This is a genomic window from Hydrogenophaga sp. FG152, from assembly GCF_057809615.1.
This window is the reverse complement of record NZ_JBMDKH010000005.1, coordinates 1-21,299: the sequence shown is the minus strand read 5'-3', so window position 1 is coordinate 21,299 and position 21,299 is coordinate 1. Positions and strand designations below refer to the sequence as shown.

Sequence of the window (21,299 nt, the reverse complement as noted above, 5' to 3'; positions counted from 1 at the left end):
AGGAAAGGCTCAGGCGCTCACATGAACGCGAGCACGTCGTTGTAGGCGCGGGTGCTGCCGTCCTGCAGCAGCATGTAGATGGAGCCGCCGGAGAAACTCACCGAGTCCACCGTCAGCCGCTGCAGGGACATGGCGTCCACGGCTTCGCTGCCGTCGACCGCGCGCACCTTGAAGCCCTTGACCGTGGCCGGGTCGACGCCCGCGGCTTCCCAGTTGAAGCGGTGCAGGCCGCCCCCGAGCGCACCCATCTCGATGGTCTTGATGACCTCGCCGTTGGTGCCCATGATGTCCACCTTCACATCGGTGGCCTTGGCGTCGAGCGAGAACGCGGCCTTGGCCGAGCCGTCCTTGAACGTGAGCTTGTCGCCGGGCAGCAGGGCCTCGCGGCCGATCAGCGAGGTGGCCTGCAGCGCCGTCTGCGACGAGAACTGCGCGGCCATGCTGGTGAGCGTCGCGTTGAGTTCCTGGATGCCGCTGACGGTGTTGATCTGCGCCATCTGGGTCGTCATCTGCGCGTTGTCCATCGGATTCAACGGATCCTGGTTGTTGAGCTGCGCGACCAGCAGCTTGAGGAACCGGTCTTGCGAGGCCTTCGGGTCCATGCTGTTCTGGGCCGAGGTGCCGGTGGTGCTGCCGGGCGTGTTGCCCAGCTGGCTGATGTCGATGGGGGTGATGTACATGGCTCAGGTCTTTCCAGGGATCGGGTTCACTGCCCCATTTGCAGGGTCTTGAGCAGCAGCGACTTGGCCGTGTTCATGACCTCGACGTTGTTCTGGTACGAGCGCGAGGCCGAGATCATGTTGACCATCTCCTCGACCGGGTTCACATTGGCGTGCGTCACATAGCCTTCGGCGTCGGCGCTGGGGTGCGTGGGGTTGTGCACGCGGCGGCCCGGGGCATCGCTCTCCACGATGTTCTGCACCTTCACGCCGGCGTTGCCCTCGCCGCCCATGGGCACGGTCTGGAACAGGATGTGGCGCGCCTTGTAGGTCTGGCCGTCCGGGCCGGCCACCGCGTCGGCATTGGCCAGGTTGGAGGCCACCACGTTGAGGCGCTGGGACTGCGCGCTGACCGCGCTGCCCGAGACACCGAAGATGGAGAACATCGACATACCAATTCCTTTCAATCACGCAACGCGTGAAAAGGTGCAAACCAGAAACACCGCGGAACCGGCTTTGCCGGGCCGCTGGTGTTGCCCCCCTATCAGGGGGGTGGCGCCGAAGGCGACGCGGGGGGTGTTCATGTTTATTGGCCGGTGATGGCGCTCAACATGGTCTTCACGTGACCATTGATGAAACGCAACGTGGACTCGTAGCGCACGCTGTTGTCCACGAAGTTGGCGCGCTCGCGGTCGAGGTCGACCGAGTTGCCGTCCTGGCTGGGCTGGGTCTGCACCGTGTAGGCCATGTCGGGTCGGGCCGGGCCCGCGCCGGTGGTGCCCAGGCGCATGTGCTGGGCATTGGTCTGGGTCACGCCTGCGGTCGCGCCAGCCTGCATGCCCGAGACGTTCTTGAGCGCGCTGGCGAAATCGAAGTCGCGCGCGACGTAGCCCGGCGTGTCGGCGTTGGCGATGTTGCTGGCGATCACCTGCTGGCGCTGCGAGCGCAGCAGCAGGGCGTTGGCATGGAAGTCCAGCCGGCCGGTCATCTGTTCAAGCATCGTTCACTCCAGCGGGTTTCGGGTCCGGCCGGGCCTGGGGAGAAGGTCCTGACACCGGGTGGGGGTTGGAAGGAGTATGGAAATCTTGAGGATTGGCGATGGCCGGAACAAGCGCCGCTTTTCAAGCCTTTTCCTGCCTTTGTCCGGCCGGCCCTCCACCTACAGTGCAGCCCTGACCCCCCATCGGAGACCGCCCATGCGCCCCACCCTGCACCGCCTGCTCGCCGCCTGCGGCTGGGCCCTGGCCCTGCTGCTGCCGGGCCTGGGCACGGCCCACGCGAACAACCAGACCGACGAACTGGAGAAGACCGCGCGCGCGTGGCTGCAGCCCGCGCTGGAAGCCGCGATCCCGAAAGACGAGGCCCTGCCTTTGCGCACCGAGGTCGTGATGGGCGCGCTCGACACCCGCCTGCGCCTGGCGCCCTGCGCCAGGGTCGAGCCCCACCTGCCGGCCGGCTCGCGCCTGTGGGGCCGCAGCCGCATCGGCCTGCGCTGCGTCGAGGGCCCTTCGCGCTGGAACGTCTTCGTGCCGGTCACGGTCAAGGCCTTCGGCCCGGCCTGGGTGATCAAGCGCCCGGTGGACGCCGGTGCCACCCTCACTCAAGAAGATGCCGAACTGGCCGAAGTGGATTGGGCGGCCAGCCCCGCCACGGTGCTGGCCCGCCCCGAAATGTGGATCGGCCAGGAAACCGCCTTCGCCCTCACCCCGGGCCTGGCGATCCGCCAGAACATGGTGCGCCCGACCAAGGCCTTCGCCGCGGGCGACCAGGTGCGGGTCAACAGCAGCGGCACCGGTTTCAGCATTTCCGTGACCGGCCTGGCGCTCACCGCCGGCCTGGTCGGGCAGTCCGCCCGCATCCGCCTGCCCGGCGGGCGGGTGGTCACCGGTCTGGTGCAGGAAGACCAGACCGTTGAGATGGCGCTTTGAGCCGGGCGTCCGCAACGGCCCCGCCAACGTGACGGATTGCCTGAACCGGCGCCTCAAAAATGCCTAAAGTTCGTTCCACCCAGGTCGATAGTTCTCACACATCACCCTGACTACGGGGTTTGGAGCGTGAAATGAAAGTCGATTCGTCACCCGATTCCTATATAGGTTCCGTGGCCGGTGGTCCCCAGAAGGCCGCCGAAAAACCCGCAGCGGTCGCCGAACTGGCCGCCGCAGGCGCTTCCACGGCCAAGCCTCAGGGCGTGACCGTGACGCTGTCCCCCTCCACCGTCTCGGCCCTGGGCTCGGGCGGCAACGAGGTGTTCAACACGGAAAAAGTCGAAGCCATGAAAGCGGCGATCGCCAACGGCACCTTCCAGGTGAACCCCGAGGCCATCGCCGACAAGATGCTGGCCAACGCCGCCGAAATGCTCAACGGCGCCAGGGCCTGATTCCCCCACCACCCACCGACCGCACCATGACCTCAGCCGCAACGACGACGCCCCACCAACCCTGGATCGACTCGTTGCAGGCCGAACTCGACGCGCTCGAAGCCGCCTTGCTGCGCGGCGACGCGCCCGGTGTGGAACAGGCCAGCGCGGCCATGCAGGCGGTGCTGCAGCAGGCCCCCCGCACGCCGGCTTTCACCGACCCCGACAGCCCACTGCGCCGCGACACCCAGAGCGCCGCGCAACGTTTTGCCCAGCTGCGCCAAGCCGTGCTGCGCTCCAACGCCCAGAACGAACGCGCGGTCGCCAGCCTGCTGCCCCAGCAGTCGCTGCAGCGCCAGCCCACCTACGGCCGCATGGTCAAACCCTCACCGCTCGGCGGCGCGGGGCGCGGTTTCCTGACCGCCTGATCCTCTCCTTCTCCCGTCAAAAACCGGCATCTGCCGGTTTTTTTGCGTCTACAGACGTCACTGGCACCCAAAAGTCGGTTTGAGAGATCGCCTCTGATATCTCATTAGCCAAACTGATGGATGTATTTTTTTAGCGGCAGCCCTTCTAAAATACGGGTTAACCCTTAGATTGAATGCCATGAACACCCTCATCACTTCCCTGTGGACCCGACTGGCTGGTGCCGTTGGCCACTTTTTCCGCCGCGCCGCCGCCGGCGCATCCGACGGGCTGGAGGAATACCTCAGCACCGCCAAGAGCCTTCACCAGCTGGAAGACATGCAACGCCGTTGGGACCAGGCCCACCGAGGCCACCACCACCATGGCGCCTTCTGACCCCCACCCCGATCCCGAGACCCACACCATGATCGAATTGCTCAAATCCTATTTCCAGACGCCCCAGTTCGCTGCCGGCGCCCGTGTCAACCGCCTTCACAAAGGCAGCCTGGACCGCGTGGATGGCCGCGTGGTGGCCCAGACCGAAGAAGGCGTGCTGGTCGAATGGCCCCGCAATGGCTCCGGCTGGGAACACCCGGGCGCGCTCTGCCAGCAAGGTTGACGCGCCCTCGCGCGAGCGCCAACATGACAGGCCCCCGATCTCCTTTTTCCCCTGCCATGAACGAGATTCACGCCCCGAACGGTTCGGACACCAGCGGCAACGGCGACACGGTGGAAGCCCGGGCCTGCATTGAGCGTTTCGCCACCGCCTTCAACGCCGAAGACCTGCCGGGCATGGATGCCGAACTGAACTTCCCGCACACCCTGCTTTCCGGCTCACACCGCCTGGAATGGTTCGCGCCGGGCCAGCTTCCGAGCGACTTTTTCGCCAGCCTGCGCGCCACCGGCTGGGCGCGCACACAAACCGAGTCGATCACCCCCGTGCTCACGAGCACCGACAAGGTGCACTTTCTCGTGGACTACACCCGGCGCACCGCGGCGGGCGAGGTGCTCAACCGGTACCACAACCTCTGGATCGTGACCCGTTCGGCGGGCCACTGGGGCATCGCGCTGCGCTCCTACTGAACACGGACGGCCCAGGCGCACGGCGGCATCGCGATGAACATTCAACTCGATCACCTGCTCGTGCCGTCCCGCGACAAGATCGCCGCCGCGCGGCAACTCGCCGAGCTGCTCGGCGTGCCCTGGTCCACCAGCGGCATCGGGCCATTCGCACCGGTTTATGTCAACGACGGCCTGACCCTCGACTTCGATCAGTGGGATGGGCCCGTGCCACCCATCCACTTCGCGTTTCGCGTGAGCGAGGACGCGTTCGACGCCATCCTCGCGCGCCTTCAGGCCGCCGGCATCCCCTACCGCAGCCTGGTGCACGGGCCGGTCGATTCGAAGGTGGACACGGCCCACGGCGGGCGCATCGTCTACTGGAACCAGCCCGACGGCCACCAGTGGGAAATGCTCACCGTGAGTTACGCGCGCGACGCGCGCTGAATCTTCAGGCCACGCGGCGCTGCTCGGCGGCCAGCCGCACCGCCAGCGCGGCCAACACACCGCCCATCACGTAGCGCTGCACCGCCAGCCAGCGGCGGTTGTGCTGGAACCAGCGCGCCAGCTTCGCTGCCGACAGGGCGATGCTCAGGTTGACGCTGAAACTGAACACGATCTGGGTCAGCCCCAGCACCACGCTCTGCACGAACACCGAGCCATGCTCGGGCGAGACGAACTGCGGAAAGATCGCGAGGTAGAACACCGCGATCTTGGGGTTGAGCAGGTTGGTGAGAAAGCCCATGGCGAGCAGCTTGCGCGGCGAGTCCTGCGGCAGGTCGCGCGCCTCGAAGGGCGAGCGCGCGCCCGGCTTGACCGCCTGCCAGGCCAGGTACAGCAGGTAGGCCGCGCCGGCCCACTTCAGGATCTCGTAGGCCAAAGGCACGGCCATGAACAGCGCTGTGAGGCCCACCGCGGCGGTGAACATGTGCACCAGAAAGCCGGCCACCACGCCGAACAGCGAGATCACGCCGGCCCGTCGCCCCTGGCAGATCGAGCGCGAGATCAGATAGACCATGTTGGGGCCGGGCGTCAGCGCCATCAGCAGGGCCGCGCCGGCAAAGAGCAGCCAGTCGTTCAGGGGAACCATGAAAAAAGCCTCGGTGGGGTGGGGATCCCACATCCTAGGCCAGGCCGAACAACCCCATGCTCACCTCGCCCACCAGAACCAGCGCCCCAGTAAAAGCGCGAGCCAGCCGCCTCTTCGCGGCGTTCGCACGACGGGATCCGGCGCGCCCATCGCGCGCAGCCGTGCCTCCAGCGCCCCCAGACCCACCTGACGCGCGGCCTGCACCGGCGTGAGGTTGTCGAATTCGGAGTGCAGCAGCGGATCGGCGCCGTGGTCCAGCAGCAAACCGGCCACCACCTCCTGCCGCTCCAGGATGCAGGCCACCAGCGGCGTGGAGAGGAACTCCGGGTGCGCGTAGTTCAGGTCCACGCCATTGCGCGCGTGGTAGCGCACCAGCTCGATATGGCCCTCGCAGGCCGCCTTGAACAGCTCTTTCCAGTCACCACCCGACATCCCGTCTCCTTCGTGCTTCAATCGTTGACCGCCTGCCGGCATGCCGGCAAGGCCCTGCACCATAACCGGAGGTCTGCGCCATGACCATGAAACAAACCCTTGCCGCCCTTTGGCTGGCGCCATAGACCTTTCCCATGGCCCGCACCGACACCCGCACCCTCTGCTGGCAACCCACCTGGAACCCGGCCCGCGAGGGCCTGGGCATGGAACACCTGCTGCTGTCGGACAACGAAGCCAGCGCGGTGGTGCTGGCCTTCGATGAAGCCAGCGGCCCGTTCCGGCTCAGCTACCGGCTGGCCTGGGGGCGGTCGTGGCACCTGCGCCAGGCCGACCTGCTGGTAGACACCGACCAGGCCTCGCGCGCGCTGAGCCTGCGCACCGACGGCCAGGGCCATTGGCGCGATGGCCACAACCGCGCGCTGCGGGAGCTGGAAGGCTGCCTGGACATCGACATCTGGCCCACGCCCTTCACCAACAGCTTTCCGATCCGGCGCGAGCCGATGGCCGTGGGTGAGCGCCGCGAATTCCGCATGGCCTGGGTGAACGCCCCCGAGCTCACCGTACAGGCCAAGCCCCAGGCCTACACCAGGTTGGCCGAGCGGCTCTACCGCTTCGAGAGCCTGGACGGCAGCGGTTTCCAGGTGGATTTGCCGGTGGACGAAGACGGCATCGTGCTCGACTACCCAGGTCTGTTCACACGCATCTAAGGCATTGCCGGCGCGACACCAGCCAGAGGCGTCGAGGGTCCGGCTCCGCCGGCCCAAGACGCCGTCCCCCCTCGAAGCGCCGAAGGCGCGCCACGGAGGGGGGAAGCCGCGCCAGCGGCGCAGGGGGGTGTTCCTGTCAATGCGCGCGCAGCTTGGAGCGCAGGCGCGCGATCGACTGGCTGTGCAGCTGGCAGATGCGCGATTCGGTCACGCCCAGCACGGCCGCGATTTCCTTCAGGTTCATGTCGTGCTCGTAGTACATCGACATGATCTGCTGCTCGCGCTCGGGCAGCACCTTGATGGCGGCCACCAGGGCGGTGCGCATGCGGTGGTCCTGCAGCACGGCCGAGGGGTCGGCCTCGTGGTCGCCCATGTGGCGGTCCAGGAAGCCGTCTTCGTCGTCGCTGTTGCCGCTGATGTCCTCCAGGTACACGAGCTGGGTGCCGCGCACCTTGGCCAGCAGGTGCTGGTAGTCGGCCAGGCTCATGCCCATCTCGGCGGCGATCTCGCTTTCCTTGGGCACGCGGTGCAGCTTCTGCTGCAGGCGGTGCACGGCCTGCTCGATGTCTTTCTGGCTCTTGCGCGAGCCGCGCGACATCCAGTCGCCCTCGCGCAATTCGTCGATCATCGCGCCGCGGATGCGCTGGCTGGCGAAGGTCTCGAACTGCACGCCCTGGGTGGGCTCGAAGCGCGCGATGGCTTCGGTCAGGCCGATCATGCCGACCTGGATCAGGTCGTCGAGCTCCACGCTGGGCGGCAGCTTGGCGATCATGTGGTGAGCGAGGCGGCGCACCAGCGGGCTGTATTTGCGCAACTGGTCGTCCCGGTTGAGGGTGCCTTTGGCGGTGTACATCTTCAGCTCCAGAGAGAAGGGGCGGCGGCCGTGGAGCGGCCGGTGCGCGAGGCGCCGGGCACCAGGCCGTGGTAGCCGTGCGCATGGGTCGGGCGGGGCCGCTCGATCGCGCTTTCCTGCGCGCGCAGGGCCCAGGTGGCCACGGGCCAGCTGTCCAGCGACAGGCCGAGGTGGCGCTGCGCGGTGTCGATCACCGTGTGCACCACGGTCTGCAGCGCGGCGGGCGCGCCAGAGGCCAGCGGGGCGAGCACCGGCGCCAGGCCGGCCGCGTCCAGCAGCTTGACCGCGCCGTAGGCGTCGATGCTGGACTGCGGTTGTTCGATCACGGGCACCAGCGCGCGGGCACCCAGGCCGTGCAGCAAACCGGCCAGCGAGAAGGCGGGCGCGAACAGCAGCACCACCGCGCCCGAGGCGAACGGCGTCAGCAGGCGCGAGAGCGCGACCTGGCTGCCCGCGGCCTGCGCGGTTTCCTGCAAGGCCTGCAGGCCGGCGGCGCCGGGCATCACAAGCCAGTCGGCGCCATCCAGGGGGTGTTCCAGGTGAGCGATGGAGGGGTCTTGCAGCACGCGCATCAGGCCCAGGTGGGCGCCGTCGTGGCGGTCGCGGCTGCGGGCTTCGGTGGCCGTGCCATCGACGATCACCACCGCCCGGCCTTCGGCCGTGAGCGCGGTGGCCAGCGTGCAGAGCCATTCGTAGGCGCGCGCGGGCTGCGCCGGGCTGGACACCGGCACCAGCACCGGCCCGCCCACGGGCGGTTCGCCCCGCAAACCGGCGGCCTGGTCGAAGCCGGGTTCAAACATGGGCCGCCCCCAGGTCGATGCCGCGGCCGGAGGCCTGGGCAAAGAAGAAACCCATGTCGGTGGGTTGCGGGTCGTAGGCCGACTTGCCCTGCGTGCCCATGGACAGGCGCACCAGCGCGGCGGCATCGGCGTTCTGCCAGTCTTCGGGCACGCGCTGGCCGTTGGCCACGCCGCGCAGCACCACCTGGTGGCGGATCAGCGCGTCCAGCGACGGGCCGAGCTTGACGGCTTCGTCCACCTTGGAGAGCACCACACCGTGCAGCGAGCTCGCTTTGAACGAGGTCAGCACCTCGTCCAGCGTGTCACCTTGCGAGCCGGCGTTGAGCACCAGGGTCTTCTTGACCTTGGGGATGTCGAGCACGTCCAGCATGTCCTGGATGCGCTGGTCGCGCTGGCCCAGGCCGGCGGTGTCGATGATCACCAGGCGCTTGTTGCCCAGCAGGTTGAGCAGGTCCTTGAGCGCGGCGCGGTCGTGCGCCAGGTGGGCCACGACGCCCAGCATGCGGCCGAAGGCGCGCAGCTGCTCGAAGCCGGAGACGCGGTAGGTGTCCAGCGTGATCAGGCCCACGCTGCCGGCGCCGTATTGCTTGACACACTGCGCGGCCAGCTTGGCGGCGGTGGTGGTCTTGCCCACGCCGGTGGCACCCACCAGCGAGACCACGCCGCCTTCGTCGCACAGGCCGGCGCCGGGCGTGGCGACCTTGAGGTTGCGGGTGATCACATCCATCAGCCAGCGCACCGCTTCGGCGGCATTGGCCTCGGCCGGCACGCGCTCGAGCACGGCGCGCGACATCGCGGGCGAGTAGCCGGCGCGGATCATCTTGAGCATCAGGTTGGACTGGATCGGGTTCTGCTTGGACGAGCCGAGCCAGGCCAGGGTGTTGAAGCGCTCTTCGATCATGTCCTTGAGCGCCGAGAGCTCGACCGCCATGCGGCTGTCGTCGTGGCTGGGGAAGCGCGTGGACGGCGGCTGCGAGTCTTCCCACGCCGGCTCGCTGGAACGGGTGCGGATCGGGGCGGGCTTGCGCGCCACCATGGATTCGGGCTGGTTGAAGCGCTGCACCGGCACCTCGATCGGCTCGGGCCGGGCGACGATCTGCGGCGCGGCGACCGGGGCCGGCGCGCGGCGCTCGATGGCGGGCGCTGCGGTTTCGGCGGCTGCGGCGGGCGTGCCGTGCAGCGACTCACGGCGCTTGCGCAGCATGCGTTCGCGCACATAGTCCTGGAACGACAGCGTGCTCATCGCCAGCGTTTCGGTGTCGCTCTGCACCGACTGCGGCGCGGCCAGCGAAGCGCTGGTGGAGGCCTTGGGACGGGCGGGCGCGGCAGCGGCCGGCGCGGCGTTCGCGTGATCGGCCAGCGAAGCCAGGCTTTCCTCGGCGGCGGCCATCACCTCGAAACCTTCAGCGGTGTTGCGGGTGGAGAGGATCACGGCGCTGTCGCCAAAGGTCTTGCGCGCCTTGTTCATGGCTTCGCGGGACGTGGGGGCAATGAAGCGTTGGATGTTCATGCTGCAAGTTCTCCAAGGATCGGGCCGATGCGGATCAGGTGGGTTTCAGGTATTTCGCTGTGCGCCAGGACCTGCAGGCGCGGCGCGGCGCGGCGCAGCAGGCGGGACATGGCGTTGCGGATGGCGTCGGGCACCAGCAGGCAGGCGGGCACGCCCTTCTCTTCCTGGCGGTTGGCGATGTCGGTGGCGGATTTGCTCAGCATCTCGGCCACGCCCGGGTCCAGCGCGCCGTTGGCGCTGCCCGAGAGGGCCTGCATCAGCAGGCGCTCCAGGCCGGGCTCGATGGCAATCACTTCGAGCTCCTTCACCGGGCCGTAGATCTGCTGCACGATGGCCGGCGAGAGCGCCATGCGCACGCGGCGGGCCAGCTCGGCCGGGTCGGTGGTGTGGGGGGCGTGCTCGGCCAGCGATTCGATGATGGTGCGGATGTCGCGCACATGCACAGACTCTTCCAGCAGCAGCTGGAGGACTTTCTGGAAGGTGGCAACCGGGACCATTTTGGGCACGACTTCTTCGATCAGTTTGGGGGCCAGGCGGGTGACGTGTTCAACCAGGTCCTGGGTCTCCGTCCGGCTCAGCAACTTGGCCGCCTGGACTTGCATCAAGTGTGAAAGATGCGTGGCCAGCACGGTCTCGGAATCAACCACGGTAAAACCGGCCATTTGCGCGTTCTCGCGCTGCTTTTCGTCGATCCAGTGCGCGGGCAGGCCAAACGCCGGGTCGGTGGTGGGCGTGCCGATCAACGGCGTGCCGATGCCACCCGGATCGATTGCCAGGAACATGCCGGGGAACACCTCGCCCTCACCCACCACCACGCCGCGCAGGGTGATGCGGTAGGCGCTGGGGCGCAGCTCCAGGTTGTCGCGCACGTGCACCGCGGGCGGCAGGAAACCGACTTCCTGCGCGAACTTCTTGCGCACGCCCTTGATGCGGGTGAGCAGGTCGCCCTGGCGGGTCTTGTCCACCATGGCGATCAGGCGGTAACCCAGCTCCAGGCCCAGCAGATCGACCGGCTGCAGGTCATCCCAGGTGGCTTCGCCGTCGCCCTGCACGGCCGGCGCTTGCGGTTCGGGCGCGGGCTTGGCCTGCTCGCGCGCCACCCAGTAGGCCAGGCCCCCGGCGATGGCCGCGAAGCTCAGGAACACCAGGTGCGGCATGCCCGGCACGACGCCCAGCATGAACAGCACGGCGGCGGTGATGCCCAGCACCTTGGGCGAGAGGAACATCTGCTCCATCACCTGCACGCCCAGGTCTTCGTCCTTGCCCACGCGCGAGACCACCATGGCCGCGGCCACCGAGATCAGCAGCGAGGGAATCTGCGCCACCAGCGCGTCACCGACGGCCAGCAGGATGTAGTTGTCCGCCGCCTGGCCGGCCGACAGGCCGTGCTGCAGCACACCGATGATGAAGCCACCGATGATGTTGATGAACAGGATCAGGATGCCGGCAATGGCGTCGCCGCGCACGAACTTGGAGGCACCGTCCATGGAGCCGAAGAACTCGGCTTCCTCGCCCACTTCGCGGCGGCGGCGCTTGGCCTCCTTGTCGTCGATCAGGCCGGCGTTGAGGTCGGCGTCGATCGCCATCTGCTTGCCCGGCATGGCGTCCAGAGTGAAGCGGGCCGAGACCTCGGCGATGCGCTCCGAGCCCTTGGTGATCACCACGAAGTTGATCACCACCAGGATCGCGAAGACGATGAAACCGACCGCGAAGTTGCCGCCGATCAGGAAGTGGCCGAAGGCCTCGATCACCGCGCCGGCCGCGCCCGGGCCGGTGTGGCCTTCGAGCAGCACCACGCGGGTGGAGGCCACGTTGAGCGAGAGGCGCAGCAGCGTGGTGAGCAGCAGCACGGTGGGGAACACCGAGAAGTCCAGCGGGCGCTTCATGTAGGCCGCCACCATCATCACCACCAGCGCCAGCGCGATGTTGAGCGTGAAGAAGGTGTCCAGCAGCCAGGGCGGCAGCGGCAGCACCATCATCGACAGGATGGTGATGACCAGCATGGGCGCGGCCAGGCCGCCGGCCCAGCTGGCGTTGCGGTTCAACCATTGCTGCAGCGCTTGCAGGTTCATTCAGAGGCCTCTTTGGCGGGGGTTTTCTTGAAGTGCGGATCGAGCTCGGGCGGCACCAGGGGTTCGGGCTGCGCGGCGGGCATGGCGCCCTGGCCCTTCATGGCGGCCTTGAGCTGGTACACGTAGGCCAGCACCTGGGCCACGGCGGTGTAGAGCGCCGAAGGAATCTCGTCGTCGATCTCGGCGTGGGCATACAGCGCGCGCGCCAGCATGGGCGACTGCAGCACCGGCACCTTGTGGGCCTTGGCCACGTCGCGGATCTTCAAGGCCAGCAGGTCGGCGCCCTTGGCGATCACGCGCGGGGCGTTCATGCTGGCGTCGTCGTAGCGGATGGCCACGGCGTAGTGGGTCGGGTTCATGACCACCAGGTCGGCCTTGGGCACGGCGCCCACGCTGTTGCGCTGGGCCATCTCGCGCTGCATCGCGCGGCGCTTGGACTTGAAGTGCGGATCGCCTTCGGCTTCCTTGTGTTCCTGTTTCACTTCCTGGTGCGACATGCGCATGCGCTGCGCGTGCAGGAATTTCTGCGCGGGAAAGTCGATCACCGCGACCAGCGCCACCACCATCAGCAGCAGGCCCACACCGAGCATGAGCCAGTGGCCGAGCTGGCCCAGGCCCGACTCGAGCGGCTGCATCACCAGCATGGCGAAGTCCTGCACGTGGGACGAGAGGAACTGCCAGGCCACCAGCCCGACGATGGCGGAGATGGCGGCGAGCTTGGCGGTGTCGAAGAGCTGCTGCTTGGTGAAGAGGCGGCCGATGCCCTTGAGCGGGTTGAGACGGCTGAGGTCGGGCACCAGGGGTTTGGTGCTCAGGGCCCAGCTGCCGGAGGCGAAGGCCGTGAAAAGCACAAGGGCCAGCACGGCCACGCCCAGCGGCAGGTAGAGCAGGAGGCCTTGCGCGAAGCCGTCCACCAGGCGTTCGGTGGCGAGTTCGGGTTTGAGCAGGGTCTGGTGGTCGAAGCGCAGCTGGCCTTGCAGGGCGCTGCGCAGTTTTTCGAAACCGACGGGGGCGAGCGCAAGCAGGATGAGGGCGCCGCCGCCGAGCACGGCGAGGTTGGACAGGTCCTTGGAACGCGGCACCTGGCCGTCGTCGCGCGCCTTTTTCAGGCGCTGCGCGGTGGCTGGCAGGTTCTTGTCTTGGGCGGAAGAGTCCATGGGGCGGGTTCACACGATCGGTGAATCCGATTCTGGAATCCGCCAGGAAAAACTAAAGGGCGATAAGACGCGCTTCGGTGGCGCTTTTCTCTTTGGTCACCTTTCGCGGGCATCGGGGATGCCGGGCGCTCTGCTCCGCGGGTGTCCCCCGGCGGCTGGTGCCGCCTCCGCCTTTACCCCGCTGCGCAGAACGCCCGGCCTCCCCGAGCCAGTGGCGTGCCAACGAGGGCTTTTCCAGAAATGCCGTGGAACCGGCTTTGCCGGGCCACTGGCATTGCCCCCTGAAAGGGGGTGGCGCGAAGCGCCGCGGGGGTCAAAACCCCAAACTTGCCAGTAGATCGTCCACTTGCGCCTGGTCGCTCACCACGTCGGTGCGGCCTTCGGCGTTGACCACCGGGCCGGCCAGGGCGGGCTGGTCCACGAGCGCGTGGTCCTGGCCGGGCTGGCCGCCAGGGGCCGATTGCAGCAGCAGGCCCAGCAACTGTTCTTCGATGGTGCCGGCGAGCTGGACCACGCGGCCGATCACCTGGCCGGTGAGGTCGTGGAAGTCCTGCGCCATCATGATGTCGGTCAGGCGCGCGTCGGACTTGTCGCTCAGCTCGACGATGTCTTTCGACCATTCCAGCAGCTCGGGCATGGCGCGGGCCAGGCCGGGGACGCGGGAGATGGTGTCGGCCAGCTGGCGACCGCGTTCGGCGATCTTCGCCTGCTCGGCCTTGCCTTCGTCCACGTGGTTGAGCACCTTTTCAGCCGCCTCGCCCGTCAGGCGCGCGATGTAGGACAGGCGGCTCTGCGCGTCGGGCAGCTGGTCCACCGTGCCTTTGAGCTTGTCGGTGTAGCCCAGCTCCTTGAGCGCATCGTGCAGCTGCCGCGTGATCGAACCGAGTTGGCGGAACATGTCGGGGTTGCCCGACGCCGCCTCTTCTTGTTTTTGATTCATGGTGCGGCCCTCTCAGATGCCGAGCTTCTTGAAGATGTTCGCGAGCTTTTCTTCCAGGGTGGCCTTGGTGAAGGGCTTGACGATGTAGCCGGCGGCACCGTTCTGCGCCGCCATCACGATGTCTTCCTTGCGCGCCTCGGCGGTCACCATCAGCACCGGCAGGTGCTTGAGCTTCTCGTCCTGCTTGATCTGGGCCAGCAACTCGAAGCCGTTCATGTTGGGCATGTTGATGTCCGACACCACGAAGTTGAAGCCGCCGTTGCGCAGCTTGCTCAGCGCGATCGCGCCGTCTTCGGCCTCGTCGGCGTCGGCGTGCCCGATCTCCTTGAGCAGGTTGCGCACGATGCGGCGCATGGTGGAGAAGTCGTCAACGATCAGGAATTTCATCGGGGTGGACATGAAAGCCTCCGTGGGAGGAAAGGATCAAGGAAGAGGAGCCGGCCGCGTCAGCCACCGCTCTGTGAAGGAGATTTCGTCACTTGCCCGGAAATCTGAAGCGTGGGCAGCGCAATGACGGGCTCGGCGGTCTTCACGGGCACGGCGGGCACGGCGGGCACGTCCGGCGCGGCGCCGGCGGCGGCCGGCTGGGCGGCCGCGCGGGGGGCACTCTGGGGCCTGGCGGCCGCAGTGGGTATCGGCGGCGGCGCGGGTTCGAGCATGGGCATCACGGGCGTGGGCGACGAGCGGGGCAGCAGGCGGTCTTCGGCCTCCTGCGTCATCACGACGATGCTGATGCGGCGGTTGATCGGGTCGGTGGGCAGGTCTTCGCGCAGCAGGCGGCTGGAGGCCAGGCCTTCCACCCGGCGCAGCTTGTCCTGCGGCAGGCCGCCGGCCACCAATTCGCGGCGCGAGGCGTTGGCCCGGTCGGCCGAGAGTTCCCAGTTGCTGTAGCCGCGCTCGCCGCTGCCGTAGGGCGTGGCGTCGGTGTGGCCGGCCAGGGCGATGCGGTTCTCCACGTCGCCCAGCGCCGCGCCGATCTCGCGCAGGATGTCGCGCATGTAGGGTTTCACCAGCGCGCTGCCGGTGTCGAACATGGGCCGGTTCTGCTGGTCCACGATCTGGATGTGCAGGCCGTCGAGGGTTTTCTCCAGCTGGATCTGCGAACCGAACTCCGAGAGCTTGGGGTTCTTCTCGATCAGCGTGGTGATCTTGCGCTCCAGCGCGTCGATGCGCGCGGCGTCGCGGCGCATCGAGTCGGCACGCGCCATCTGGGCGCCGATGAGCTTGGCCGCGCGCTCGGCCTCGCCGCTGTCCATCTGGCCGAAGGACTTGCTCAGGTCGCGCCCACCGCCGGGCAGGATGCTGCTGCTGTTGCCGGTGCCAGGGCCGCCCATGAGCGAGACCTTCACCGGCGACTGGAAATAGCTCGCGATGCCCTGCAGCTCGCCTTTGGCCGTGGAGCCCAGCAGCCACATGAGCAGGAAGAAGGCCATCATCGCGGTCACGAAGTCGGCGTAGGCGATCTTCCAGGCGCCACCATGGGCTGCATGGCCGCCCTTCTTGATGCGCTTGATGATGATGGGCTGGAGCTTTTTTCCATCACCGGCCATATGGAGCTCCCCCCTGCCGCGCTGCGCGCGACCCCCTCAAGGGGGCGGCGCTGGCGGCCCGGCAAAGCCGGTTCCGCGGCGCCCTGGAATGGCGTGTCTGCTCGCGTTGCATGGTTACTTCTTCTTCACATGCGTCTCGAGCTCGGCGAAGGTCGGCCGCACGTCGGCGAACAGCACCTTGCGGCCGAACTCGATCGCGGTCAGCGGCGCATAACCCTGCATGCTGGAGAGCAGCGTGGTCTTGACGCACAGCAGCTCCTTGCTGCCCTCTTCCATCTTCTGGTCCAGCAGGCCGCCGAGCGGTTCGAACACGCCGTATGCCAGCAAGATGCCGAGGAAGGTGCCGACCAGGGCCGAACCGATCATGGCGCCGAGCACGGCGGGCGGCTGGCCAACCGAGCCCATGGTGTTCACCACGCCCAGCACGGCGGCCACGATGCCGAAGGCCGGCAGGCCGCCGGCCAGGCGGCCGATGGCGGCCACCGGGGCGTGCGCTTCCTGGTGGTGGGTTTCGATCTCGGCGTCCATCAGCGACTCGATCTCGTGCGCGTTGAGGTTGCCCGAGACCATCATGCGCAGGTAGTCGGTGATGAACTCGACCACGTGGTGGTCGGCCGAGATGGTGGGGTATTTCTTGAACAGTGCGGAGTCGTGCGGGTTCTCCACATCCTGCTCGATCGCCATCAGGCCTTCCTTGCGGGCCTTCTGCAGGATGTCGAACAGCAGCGCGAGCAGCTCCATGTAGCGCGCCTTGGTGTAGCGGCTGCCCTTGAAGCACTGGGCCAGGCCTTTGAACGAGGCCTTGACCACCTTCATCTGGTTGTTGATGAGGAAAGCCCCCAGCGCGGCGCCCAGGATGGTCGTCAGCTCGAAAGGCAGCGCCTTGAGCACGACACCGATGTTGCCTCCGTGGAATATGAATACCCCGAAGATGCAGACCATCGAAACCACGAAACCAATGATGACGAACATGTTCTTGTGCCTGGAAGAGGACGCGGCACACCGGCGCACGCGTGACTTGGAGGAATGTGTTTTCTATCGGTCAACTCTAGGTGGGAATGAAGCGGGCCATAAACGCGAAATGGACCCGCATCGGGGTCCATTTCGAGGTTTGAGCTGCGCCGGCCTTCTTCCAGAACACCGCGGAACCGGCTTTGCCGGGCCGCAGGTGTTGCCCCCTGGGGGGTGACGCCGAAGGCGGCGCGGGGGGGCGATCAATGCAACTTCAGGCCGCCGTTGGCGCTGCCTTTGCCGGCGCGGGCCGGCGGCTGGCACAGGCCGCAGACGAAATGGCGGTTTTCGTAGGGTTCGGTGACGAAGTGGCCGCCGCAGCAGGAGCACTTGGTCAGCGTGAGCATGCCGTTGTCGACGAACTTCACCAGGCGCCAGGCGCGGGTGACGGAGAGCAGCGGCTCGATGGCGCTGGCCTGCATCTGTTCGCTGTAGAGGCGGAAGGCCTTGATGACCGTGTCGATCTCTTCGAGTTCGCTGGTCTTGGAGAGGTACTCGTGGATGTTGAGGAACAGCGACGAGTGGATGTTGGGCTGCCAGGTCAGGAACCAGTCGGTCGAGAAAGGCAGCTGGCCCTTGGACGGCGATTTGCCGGCGACTTCCTTGTACAGGCGCAGCAGGCGCTCGTAGGACAGGCTGGTTTCGTACTCCAGAACCTGCAGGCGGGCGCCGAGCTGGATCAGGGCGACAGCGCGCTCGATGTCACGCGACTCGTTGAGGATGCTCTTGCCTGCGGCCATGGTGGGCTCCTGGAGATGAGACGTTCAGAAAGAAGAAGAAAGGAAGCGGGAAGCGCGGCTCAGTGAGCGGCCATGGACTCGGCGAAACGGCCGGCCATGAGGATGCTGGCGTGCAGCTGGGTGGTGGTGCTGTTGTCCACCTTCTTCACGTTGTGGCTGGTCAGCAGGTTCCACACCAGGTCGTCGTCAACGCGGAAGCGGCACAGCAGCATGTTGCTGGACGCGATCTTGAGCAGTTGGGCGGTGGACAGCATGCCCAGCAGGTCGGCGGCCTCTTCGGTCAGGCCCAGGCGGTACAGGGCTTCGGCGCGGTCCTTGCGGATCAGGTTCTGCGCCAGCATGAGGTACGTCAGGTTGGCTTCGCGGATTTCTGCCAGGAGTTGTTCGCTGTCCATGATGTTTCCTTCTTTCAGTGAGAGCCGCTGTTTGTTGGCCCGATGTATGAATTGTGTCGAGCGGTAAAAAAACTTGAATCGGGAAATGTCTGTGCGTTGCGTCAGGCGCGCAGCACCCCCTTGTCATCCAAACACCTACAACCTTGGTACTCAAAACGATCCTGCCTGTGGGGCGACGCAGGAGAGGAGCTGCCTCCCTCAAGAGGCGTCAAGGGTCCGGCTCCGCCGGCCCGAGACGCCGTCCCCCCTCGAAGCGCCGCAGGCGCGCCACAGAGGGGGGAAGCCGCAAAGCGGCGCAGGGGGGAGCCCCTTAAAGCCACGAACTGGCGCCGAACGGCCCGGTTTATCCGCCGGTTGGATTGCAGACAAACCTCAAGAATCTCCACTCATCACCGAAATTGACTCAACGAACTTCCAAATGGGTTCGTCGTCCGGCCAGCAAAGGCGGCGAGCAGCGACGGTGGAGGCCCGCAAGGGTCGACACGGCGATGGGCAGCAATGCCCATGAAGCCGGTTCACTTTCCAAGTCCATTTACAGGAGTTAGTTATGACCACCATCAACACGAACGTGATGTCGATGAATGCTCAGCGAAATCTGAGCAGCTCGGCCAGCTCGTTGGCCACTTCCATGCAGCGCCTGTCTTCGGGCCTGCGCGTGAACAGCGCGAAAGACGATGCCGCCGGCCTCGCGATTTCCGAACGCATGAACACCCAGGTGCGTGGCCTCAACGTGGCCGCGCGCAACGCCAACGACGGCATCTCGCTGGCGCAGACCGCCGAAGGCGCCCTGGGCAAGGTCGGCGACATGCTGCAGCGCATGCGCGAACTGGCCGTGCAGTCGGCCAACGCCTCGAACAACGGCAGCGACCGCACCGCGCTCAACGCCGAGGTGCAGCAACTGCGCCAGGAAATCGACCGCGTGGCCAAGACCACCTCGTTCAACGGCACCAAGCTGCTCGACGGCTCGTTCGCCAACGCCACCTTCCAGGTCGGCGCCAACGCCGGTGAAGGCATCTCGATCGACAGCATCGTCAACTCCAACTCCAAGGCGCTGGGCCAGACCTCGGTGCATACCACCGCCAAGATCGTGCCGCCGGCCACGCCGGTGGCGCCCGCCGTGCTGGCCGCCATCCCCGCCGGTGGCGCCACGCCCCTTTCCATCAACGACGCCAACGGCAACGCGGTCAACCTCGGCCCCATCGGTGAAGCCACCACGCTGGCGCAGCGCGCCGGCCAGGTGGTGGACGCGATCAACGCCAAGTCCTCCGACACCGGCGTCTTCGCCCGCCCCACGTTCACCGCTGGCGTGATGGACGGCTACGAGGTGTTCTCCGACCGCGCGCTCGTGGCGGGCGACTTCGGCAACTTCGCCGCCGGCACCACCGGCGCTGGCGCGGCCACCGCCGCCGCCGCCGACTCCTTCGTCGAAGACATCAACGTCAACTCCTTCGGCGACTCGCAGCTCGCCCTGAAGGTGATCGACAACGCCATCAACGCAATCAACAGCTCGCGCGCCGACCTCGGCGCCCTGCAAAGCCGCTTCGAGAACGCCGTGGCCAACATCCAGATCACGGGCGAGAACATCTCCGCCGCGCGCGGCCGCATCGTCGATGCCGACTTCGCCAAGGAAACGTCCAACCTCTCGCGCGCCCAGATCCTGCAACAGGCCGGCACCGCCATGGTGGCCCAGGCCAACCAGATTCCCCAGGGGGTGCTCTCGCTGCTGCGCTCCTGATCGGGCGCGCACATCCGCATGCGCCGTGTCCAACGGCGATTGCGGGATGCACAGACCGCATGCCCTGGCGTGTGGTGCGTACATCCCGGAGGAAACAGAACATGAAGAACCGACCCGCTTCCACCCACACGCAGGCGCCCCGCGCCGGCGCGGAGATCTGACATGCCGATCACCTCCACCGGCATGGCCAGCGGCGTCCCGATCGAAACCATCGTCTCCCAGCTGGTCGCGCTCGAGCGCGCTCCGCTGGCGGGCCTGCAGACGCAGGCCACCAAGATCCAGAGCAAGATTTCGCTCTTCGGCACCCTGACGTCGATGATGAACTCGCTCGGCGAGCTCGGCACCAAGCTGGCCGACCCCAACGCCTTCAAGGCCGTCAAGGGCAGCTCTTCGCTGGCCGCCGCCGTGGGCGTCACCGTGACGGCGGGCACCGCGCCCACCGCGATGTCGGTAGAGGTCTCCCAGCTGGCCCGGGCGCAGTCCACGGCCACGCTGGCGGTGCCCAAAGACACGGCCATGGGCGCCGGCAGCCTGAAGATCACGCTCGGCGACTGGAGTTCGGGCTCCTTCGTAGCCGGTGACAAGACCCCGGTGGACATCGTGATCGCCGACGGCGAGGACACCCTCACGGCGATCGCGGCCAAGATCAACGCCACCGATTCGGGCGTGACCGCCACCGTGCTGCGCGACGCCTCGGGCGAGCGCCTGCTGATGCGCTCCAAGGAAACCGGCGAGGCCATGGGCTTCGAGATGCAGGTGACCGATGCCGACGGCGACCCCGCCGCCGGCCTCTCCCGCCTGGCGGTGCAGGGTGGCGTGGCCTCGGGCGTGCAGATCACGCACGGCGCGAACGCCCTGGCCACCATCAACGGCATCGCCATCGAGTCGGCCAGCAACACCTACAAGGACGGCCTGCCCGGCATCACGCTGCAGTTCTCCCAGACCACCACCGCGCCGGTCGAGGTGTCGATCACCAACGACAAGGAGGCGATGACCAAGACCATCCAGTCCTTCGTCGATGCGTACAACTCGCTCAACGACATGCTCAGCAGCACCACGGGCTACAACGCCGACACCAAGGTGGCCGGCTCGCTGCAGGGCGACAGCACGGCCGTGGGCCTGCAGAACGCGCTGCGCGGCATGATGCGCTCGTTCACGCCCGGCGGTGAATTCACCACGCTGGCCGACATCGGTATCGAGATCAAGTCCGGCGGCAAGATGAGCGTCGACAGCACCAAGCTGGGCAAGGCGCTGGACAACCCCCAGGCGGTGCAAAACCTCTTCAACGCCGACCACATCGATCCCACGGCACAGGGCTTCGGCGAAAAGCTCAAGACCTTCGCCGAAGGTTTCGCGGGCGCCAGCGGCACGCTGACCTCGCGCTCCGAATCGCTGCGCGAAGCCGCCAAGCGCAACACCAAGGAACAGGAAAAGGTGAACGAGCGCGCCGTCCGCGCCGAATCGCGTTACCTCAAGCAGTACAACGCGATGGACGCGATGGTGGGCCAGCTCAACTCGCTCAACGCTTTCGTCAGCCAGCAGATCGCGCAGTGGAACAAATCCACGGGTTGAGTTGAAGGGTCCGCTCCACGGATGCCCTGGCGCTTCATGCGACCAGGGCTTTTTTTCGTGCGTTTTTTCGCGGCGGCGGGCGGTCGGGGTCGAATTCCTCAAGAAAACGTGACAGGCACCGAAATAGGTTGCAACGAACTTCTCCATGGGTTCGTGGCCCGGGCAACCGGGCAGTCAGCCCAACCTCTCAACCGGAGTTCCTCATGACCACCATCAACACGAACGTGATGTCGATGACCGCCCAGCGCAACCTGGG

26 protein-coding genes are annotated in these 21,299 nt (G+C 66.9%); 10 read left to right on the top strand and 16 right to left on the bottom strand.

Annotated elements, in window-relative coordinates:
* Positions 1-17: 17 nt before the first annotated feature.
* The 3 genes from ACODTB_RS07440 to flgB all read right to left on the bottom strand — a co-directional run bounded on the left by ACODTB_RS07440 (position 18) and on the right by flgB (position 1,659).
* Positions 18-680, bottom strand: coding sequence for a flagellar hook assembly protein FlgD (locus ACODTB_RS07440; protein ID WP_291112609.1), 663 nt, complete (start codon positions 678-680; stop codon positions 18-20).
* A gap of 26 nt (positions 681-706) precedes the next feature.
* Positions 707-1,111, bottom strand: a complete 405-nt coding sequence (flgC, locus tag ACODTB_RS07435) for a flagellar basal body rod protein FlgC (protein ID WP_291112611.1) — start codon at positions 1,109-1,111, stop codon at positions 707-709.
* A gap of 134 nt (positions 1,112-1,245) precedes the next feature.
* Positions 1,246-1,659 carry a flagellar basal body rod protein FlgB gene (gene flgB / locus ACODTB_RS07430; RefSeq protein ID WP_291112613.1) on the bottom strand — a complete coding sequence of 138 codons (414 nt, stop codon included), beginning with the start codon at positions 1,657-1,659 and terminating at the stop codon, positions 1,246-1,248.
* A 196-nt stretch (positions 1,660-1,855) separates the two neighbouring features.
* On the opposite strand from flgB, the gene flgA reads away from it, so the two are divergent.
* From flgA to ACODTB_RS07395, 7 genes are all read left to right on the top strand, one after another.
* Positions 1,856-2,587, top strand: a complete 732-nt coding sequence (gene flgA, locus ACODTB_RS07425; RefSeq protein WP_291112615.1) for a flagellar basal body P-ring formation chaperone FlgA — start codon at positions 1,856-1,858, stop codon at positions 2,585-2,587.
* A gap of 131 nt (positions 2,588-2,718) precedes the next feature.
* A complete protein-coding gene (gene flgM, locus ACODTB_RS07420; RefSeq protein ID WP_291112617.1) occupies positions 2,719-3,036 on the top strand; it encodes a flagellar biosynthesis anti-sigma factor FlgM in 318 nt (105 codons plus the stop codon).
* Between the two features lie 26 nt (positions 3,037-3,062).
* Complete coding sequence (locus ACODTB_RS07415; RefSeq protein ID WP_291112619.1) at positions 3,063-3,443, top strand: hypothetical protein; 381 nt, start codon at positions 3,063-3,065, stop codon at positions 3,441-3,443.
* A 178-nt stretch (positions 3,444-3,621) separates the two neighbouring features.
* Positions 3,622-3,816, top strand: coding sequence for a hypothetical protein (locus tag ACODTB_RS07410; RefSeq protein ID WP_291112621.1), 195 nt, complete (start codon positions 3,622-3,624; stop codon positions 3,814-3,816).
* Positions 3,803-4,039: a hypothetical protein gene (locus ACODTB_RS07405; protein ID WP_291112623.1), complete on the top strand. Its 237-nt coding sequence runs from the start codon at positions 3,803-3,805 to the stop codon at positions 4,037-4,039. Before ACODTB_RS07410 ends, ACODTB_RS07405 begins: the two co-directional genes overlap by 14 nt.
* A gap of 56 nt (positions 4,040-4,095) precedes the next feature.
* Positions 4,096-4,503, top strand: coding sequence for a hypothetical protein (locus ACODTB_RS07400; RefSeq protein ID WP_291112624.1), 408 nt, complete (start codon positions 4,096-4,098; stop codon positions 4,501-4,503).
* 33 nt (positions 4,504-4,536) lie between these two features.
* Positions 4,537-4,926 (top strand): VOC family protein, encoded by a 390-nt coding sequence (locus ACODTB_RS07395; RefSeq protein ID WP_291112626.1) that lies wholly within the window; start codon positions 4,537-4,539, stop codon positions 4,924-4,926.
* Positions 4,927-4,930: 4 nt separating this feature from the next.
* On the opposite strand, the gene ACODTB_RS07390 is transcribed toward ACODTB_RS07395, so the two are convergent.
* Together ACODTB_RS07390 and ACODTB_RS07385 are read right to left on the bottom strand one after the other, a co-directional pair.
* A complete protein-coding gene (locus ACODTB_RS07390; RefSeq protein ID WP_488929204.1) occupies positions 4,931-5,569 on the bottom strand; it encodes a LysE family translocator in 639 nt (212 codons plus the stop codon).
* Between the two features lie 60 nt (positions 5,570-5,629).
* Positions 5,630-6,001 (bottom strand): ankyrin repeat domain-containing protein, encoded by a 372-nt coding sequence (locus ACODTB_RS07385; protein WP_488929203.1) that lies wholly within the window; start codon positions 5,999-6,001, stop codon positions 5,630-5,632.
* Between the two features lie 134 nt (positions 6,002-6,135).
* On the opposite strand from ACODTB_RS07385, the gene ACODTB_RS07380 reads away from it, so the two are divergent.
* Positions 6,136-6,708 (top strand): putative glycolipid-binding domain-containing protein, encoded by a 573-nt coding sequence (locus tag ACODTB_RS07380; RefSeq protein WP_291112632.1) that lies wholly within the window; start codon positions 6,136-6,138, stop codon positions 6,706-6,708.
* 136 nt (positions 6,709-6,844) lie between these two features.
* On the opposite strand, the gene ACODTB_RS07375 is transcribed toward ACODTB_RS07380, so the two are convergent.
* From ACODTB_RS07375 to flhD, 11 genes are all read right to left on the bottom strand, one after another.
* A complete protein-coding gene (locus tag ACODTB_RS07375) occupies positions 6,845-7,561 on the bottom strand; it encodes an RNA polymerase sigma factor FliA (RefSeq protein WP_291112634.1) in 717 nt (238 codons plus the stop codon).
* A 2-nt stretch (positions 7,562-7,563) separates the two neighbouring features.
* Entirely contained in the window at positions 7,564-8,361 is a 798-nt protein-coding gene (locus tag ACODTB_RS07370) for a hypothetical protein (protein ID WP_291112636.1), read from the bottom strand.
* A complete protein-coding gene (gene flhF, locus ACODTB_RS07365) occupies positions 8,354-9,871 on the bottom strand; it encodes a flagellar biosynthesis GTPase FlhF (RefSeq protein ID WP_291112638.1) in 1,518 nt (505 codons plus the stop codon). Before flhF ends, ACODTB_RS07370 begins: the two co-directional genes overlap by 8 nt.
* A complete protein-coding gene (gene flhA, locus ACODTB_RS07360; RefSeq protein WP_291112640.1) occupies positions 9,868-11,943 on the bottom strand; it encodes a flagellar biosynthesis protein FlhA in 2,076 nt (691 codons plus the stop codon). Before flhA ends, flhF begins: the two co-directional genes overlap by 4 nt.
* A complete protein-coding gene (locus ACODTB_RS07355) occupies positions 11,940-13,100 on the bottom strand; it encodes an EscU/YscU/HrcU family type III secretion system export apparatus switch protein (RefSeq protein WP_291112642.1) in 1,161 nt (386 codons plus the stop codon). The genes flhA and ACODTB_RS07355 overlap by 4 nt, the downstream gene beginning before the upstream one ends.
* Before the next feature lie 313 nt (positions 13,101-13,413).
* A complete protein-coding gene (locus ACODTB_RS07350) occupies positions 13,414-14,040 on the bottom strand; it encodes a protein phosphatase CheZ (protein ID WP_488929202.1) in 627 nt (208 codons plus the stop codon).
* A 12-nt stretch (positions 14,041-14,052) separates the two neighbouring features.
* The gene (cheY, locus tag ACODTB_RS07345; protein WP_382161749.1) at positions 14,053-14,439 is read right to left on the bottom strand and encodes a chemotaxis response regulator CheY; all 387 of its coding nucleotides are present in this window, start codon (positions 14,437-14,439) and stop codon (positions 14,053-14,055) included.
* 47 nt (positions 14,440-14,486) lie between these two features.
* Positions 14,487-15,590 (bottom strand): flagellar motor protein MotB, encoded by a 1,104-nt coding sequence (gene motB, locus ACODTB_RS07340; protein WP_488929201.1) that lies wholly within the window; start codon positions 15,588-15,590, stop codon positions 14,487-14,489.
* 114 nt (positions 15,591-15,704) lie between these two features.
* Positions 15,705-16,562 (bottom strand): flagellar motor stator protein MotA, encoded by an 858-nt coding sequence (gene motA, locus ACODTB_RS07335; RefSeq protein WP_382161755.1) that lies wholly within the window; start codon positions 16,560-16,562, stop codon positions 15,705-15,707.
* A gap of 242 nt (positions 16,563-16,804) precedes the next feature.
* Positions 16,805-17,341, bottom strand: coding sequence for a flagellar transcriptional regulator FlhC (flhC, locus tag ACODTB_RS07330; RefSeq protein ID WP_297403349.1), 537 nt, complete (start codon positions 17,339-17,341; stop codon positions 16,805-16,807).
* A gap of 59 nt (positions 17,342-17,400) precedes the next feature.
* Positions 17,401-17,736 (bottom strand): flagellar transcriptional regulator FlhD, encoded by a 336-nt coding sequence (gene flhD / locus ACODTB_RS07325; protein WP_297403347.1) that lies wholly within the window; start codon positions 17,734-17,736, stop codon positions 17,401-17,403.
* 547 nt (positions 17,737-18,283) lie between these two features.
* Between flhD and ACODTB_RS07320 the strand changes: the two genes are divergently transcribed.
* Positions 18,284-19,471 carry a flagellin gene (locus tag ACODTB_RS07320; protein ID WP_488929200.1) on the top strand — a complete coding sequence of 396 codons (1,188 nt, stop codon included), beginning with the start codon at positions 18,284-18,286 and terminating at the stop codon, positions 19,469-19,471.
* Positions 19,472-19,633: 162 nt separating this feature from the next.
* Complete coding sequence (fliD, locus tag ACODTB_RS07315; protein ID WP_488929199.1) at positions 19,634-21,043, top strand: flagellar filament capping protein FliD; 1,410 nt, start codon at positions 19,634-19,636, stop codon at positions 21,041-21,043.
* The last annotated feature ends 256 nt before the right edge of the window (positions 21,044-21,299 follow it).

Excerpts from the sequence above, each read along its gene's own strand:
- ACODTB_RS07440 (WP_291112609.1), bottom strand. The coding sequence starts at position 680 with ATGTACATCACCCCCATCGACATCAGCCAGCTGGGCAACACGCCCGGC.
- ACODTB_RS07395 (WP_291112626.1), top strand. The coding sequence starts at position 4,537 with ATGAACATTCAACTCGATCACCTGCTCGTGCCGTCCCGCGACAAGATC.
- flhD (WP_297403347.1), bottom strand. The coding sequence starts at position 17,736 with ATGGACAGCGAACAACTCCTGGCAGAAATCCGCGAAGCCAACCTGACG.
- motB (WP_488929201.1), bottom strand. The coding sequence starts at position 15,590 with ATGGCCGGTGATGGAAAAAAGCTCCAGCCCATCATCATCAAGCGCATC.
- ACODTB_RS07400 (WP_291112624.1), top strand. The coding sequence starts at position 4,096 with ATGAACGAGATTCACGCCCCGAACGGTTCGGACACCAGCGGCAACGGC.
- flhF (WP_291112638.1), bottom strand. The coding sequence starts at position 9,871 with ATGAACATCCAACGCTTCATTGCCCCCACGTCCCGCGAAGCCATGAAC.
- flhC (WP_297403349.1), bottom strand. The coding sequence starts at position 17,341 with ATGGCCGCAGGCAAGAGCATCCTCAACGAGTCGCGTGACATCGAGCGC.
- ACODTB_RS07375 (WP_291112634.1), bottom strand. The coding sequence starts at position 7,561 with ATGTACACCGCCAAAGGCACCCTCAACCGGGACGACCAGTTGCGCAAA.
- motA (WP_382161755.1), bottom strand. The coding sequence starts at position 16,562 with ATGTTCGTCATCATTGGTTTCGTGGTTTCGATGGTCTGCATCTTCGGG.
- ACODTB_RS07410 (WP_291112621.1), top strand. The coding sequence starts at position 3,622 with ATGAACACCCTCATCACTTCCCTGTGGACCCGACTGGCTGGTGCCGTT.
- ACODTB_RS07370 (WP_291112636.1), bottom strand. The coding sequence starts at position 8,361 with ATGTTTGAACCCGGCTTCGACCAGGCCGCCGGTTTGCGGGGCGAACCG.
- flgA (WP_291112615.1), top strand. The coding sequence starts at position 1,856 with ATGCGCCCCACCCTGCACCGCCTGCTCGCCGCCTGCGGCTGGGCCCTG.
- ACODTB_RS07415 (WP_291112619.1), top strand. The coding sequence starts at position 3,063 with ATGACCTCAGCCGCAACGACGACGCCCCACCAACCCTGGATCGACTCG.
- ACODTB_RS07380 (WP_291112632.1), top strand. The coding sequence starts at position 6,136 with ATGGCCCGCACCGACACCCGCACCCTCTGCTGGCAACCCACCTGGAAC.
- ACODTB_RS07355 (WP_291112642.1), bottom strand. The coding sequence starts at position 13,100 with ATGGACTCTTCCGCCCAAGACAAGAACCTGCCAGCCACCGCGCAGCGC.
- flgB (WP_291112613.1), bottom strand. The coding sequence starts at position 1,659 with ATGCTTGAACAGATGACCGGCCGGCTGGACTTCCATGCCAACGCCCTG.
- cheY (WP_382161749.1), bottom strand. The coding sequence starts at position 14,439 with ATGTCCACCCCGATGAAATTCCTGATCGTTGACGACTTCTCCACCATG.
- flgM (WP_291112617.1), top strand. The coding sequence starts at position 2,719 with ATGAAAGTCGATTCGTCACCCGATTCCTATATAGGTTCCGTGGCCGGT.
- ACODTB_RS07390 (WP_488929204.1), bottom strand. The coding sequence starts at position 5,569 with ATGGTTCCCCTGAACGACTGGCTGCTCTTTGCCGGCGCGGCCCTGCTG.
- ACODTB_RS07320 (WP_488929200.1), top strand. The coding sequence starts at position 18,284 with ATGACCACCATCAACACGAACGTGATGTCGATGAATGCTCAGCGAAAT.
- ACODTB_RS07405 (WP_291112623.1), top strand. The coding sequence starts at position 3,803 with ATGGCGCCTTCTGACCCCCACCCCGATCCCGAGACCCACACCATGATC.
- flgC (WP_291112611.1), bottom strand. The coding sequence starts at position 1,111 with ATGTCGATGTTCTCCATCTTCGGTGTCTCGGGCAGCGCGGTCAGCGCG.
- ACODTB_RS07350 (WP_488929202.1), bottom strand. The coding sequence starts at position 14,040 with ATGAATCAAAAACAAGAAGAGGCGGCGTCGGGCAACCCCGACATGTTC.
- fliD (WP_488929199.1), top strand. The coding sequence starts at position 19,634 with ATGCCGATCACCTCCACCGGCATGGCCAGCGGCGTCCCGATCGAAACC.
- ACODTB_RS07385 (WP_488929203.1), bottom strand. The coding sequence starts at position 6,001 with ATGTCGGGTGGTGACTGGAAAGAGCTGTTCAAGGCGGCCTGCGAGGGC.
- flhA (WP_291112640.1), bottom strand. The coding sequence starts at position 11,943 with ATGAACCTGCAAGCGCTGCAGCAATGGTTGAACCGCAACGCCAGCTGG.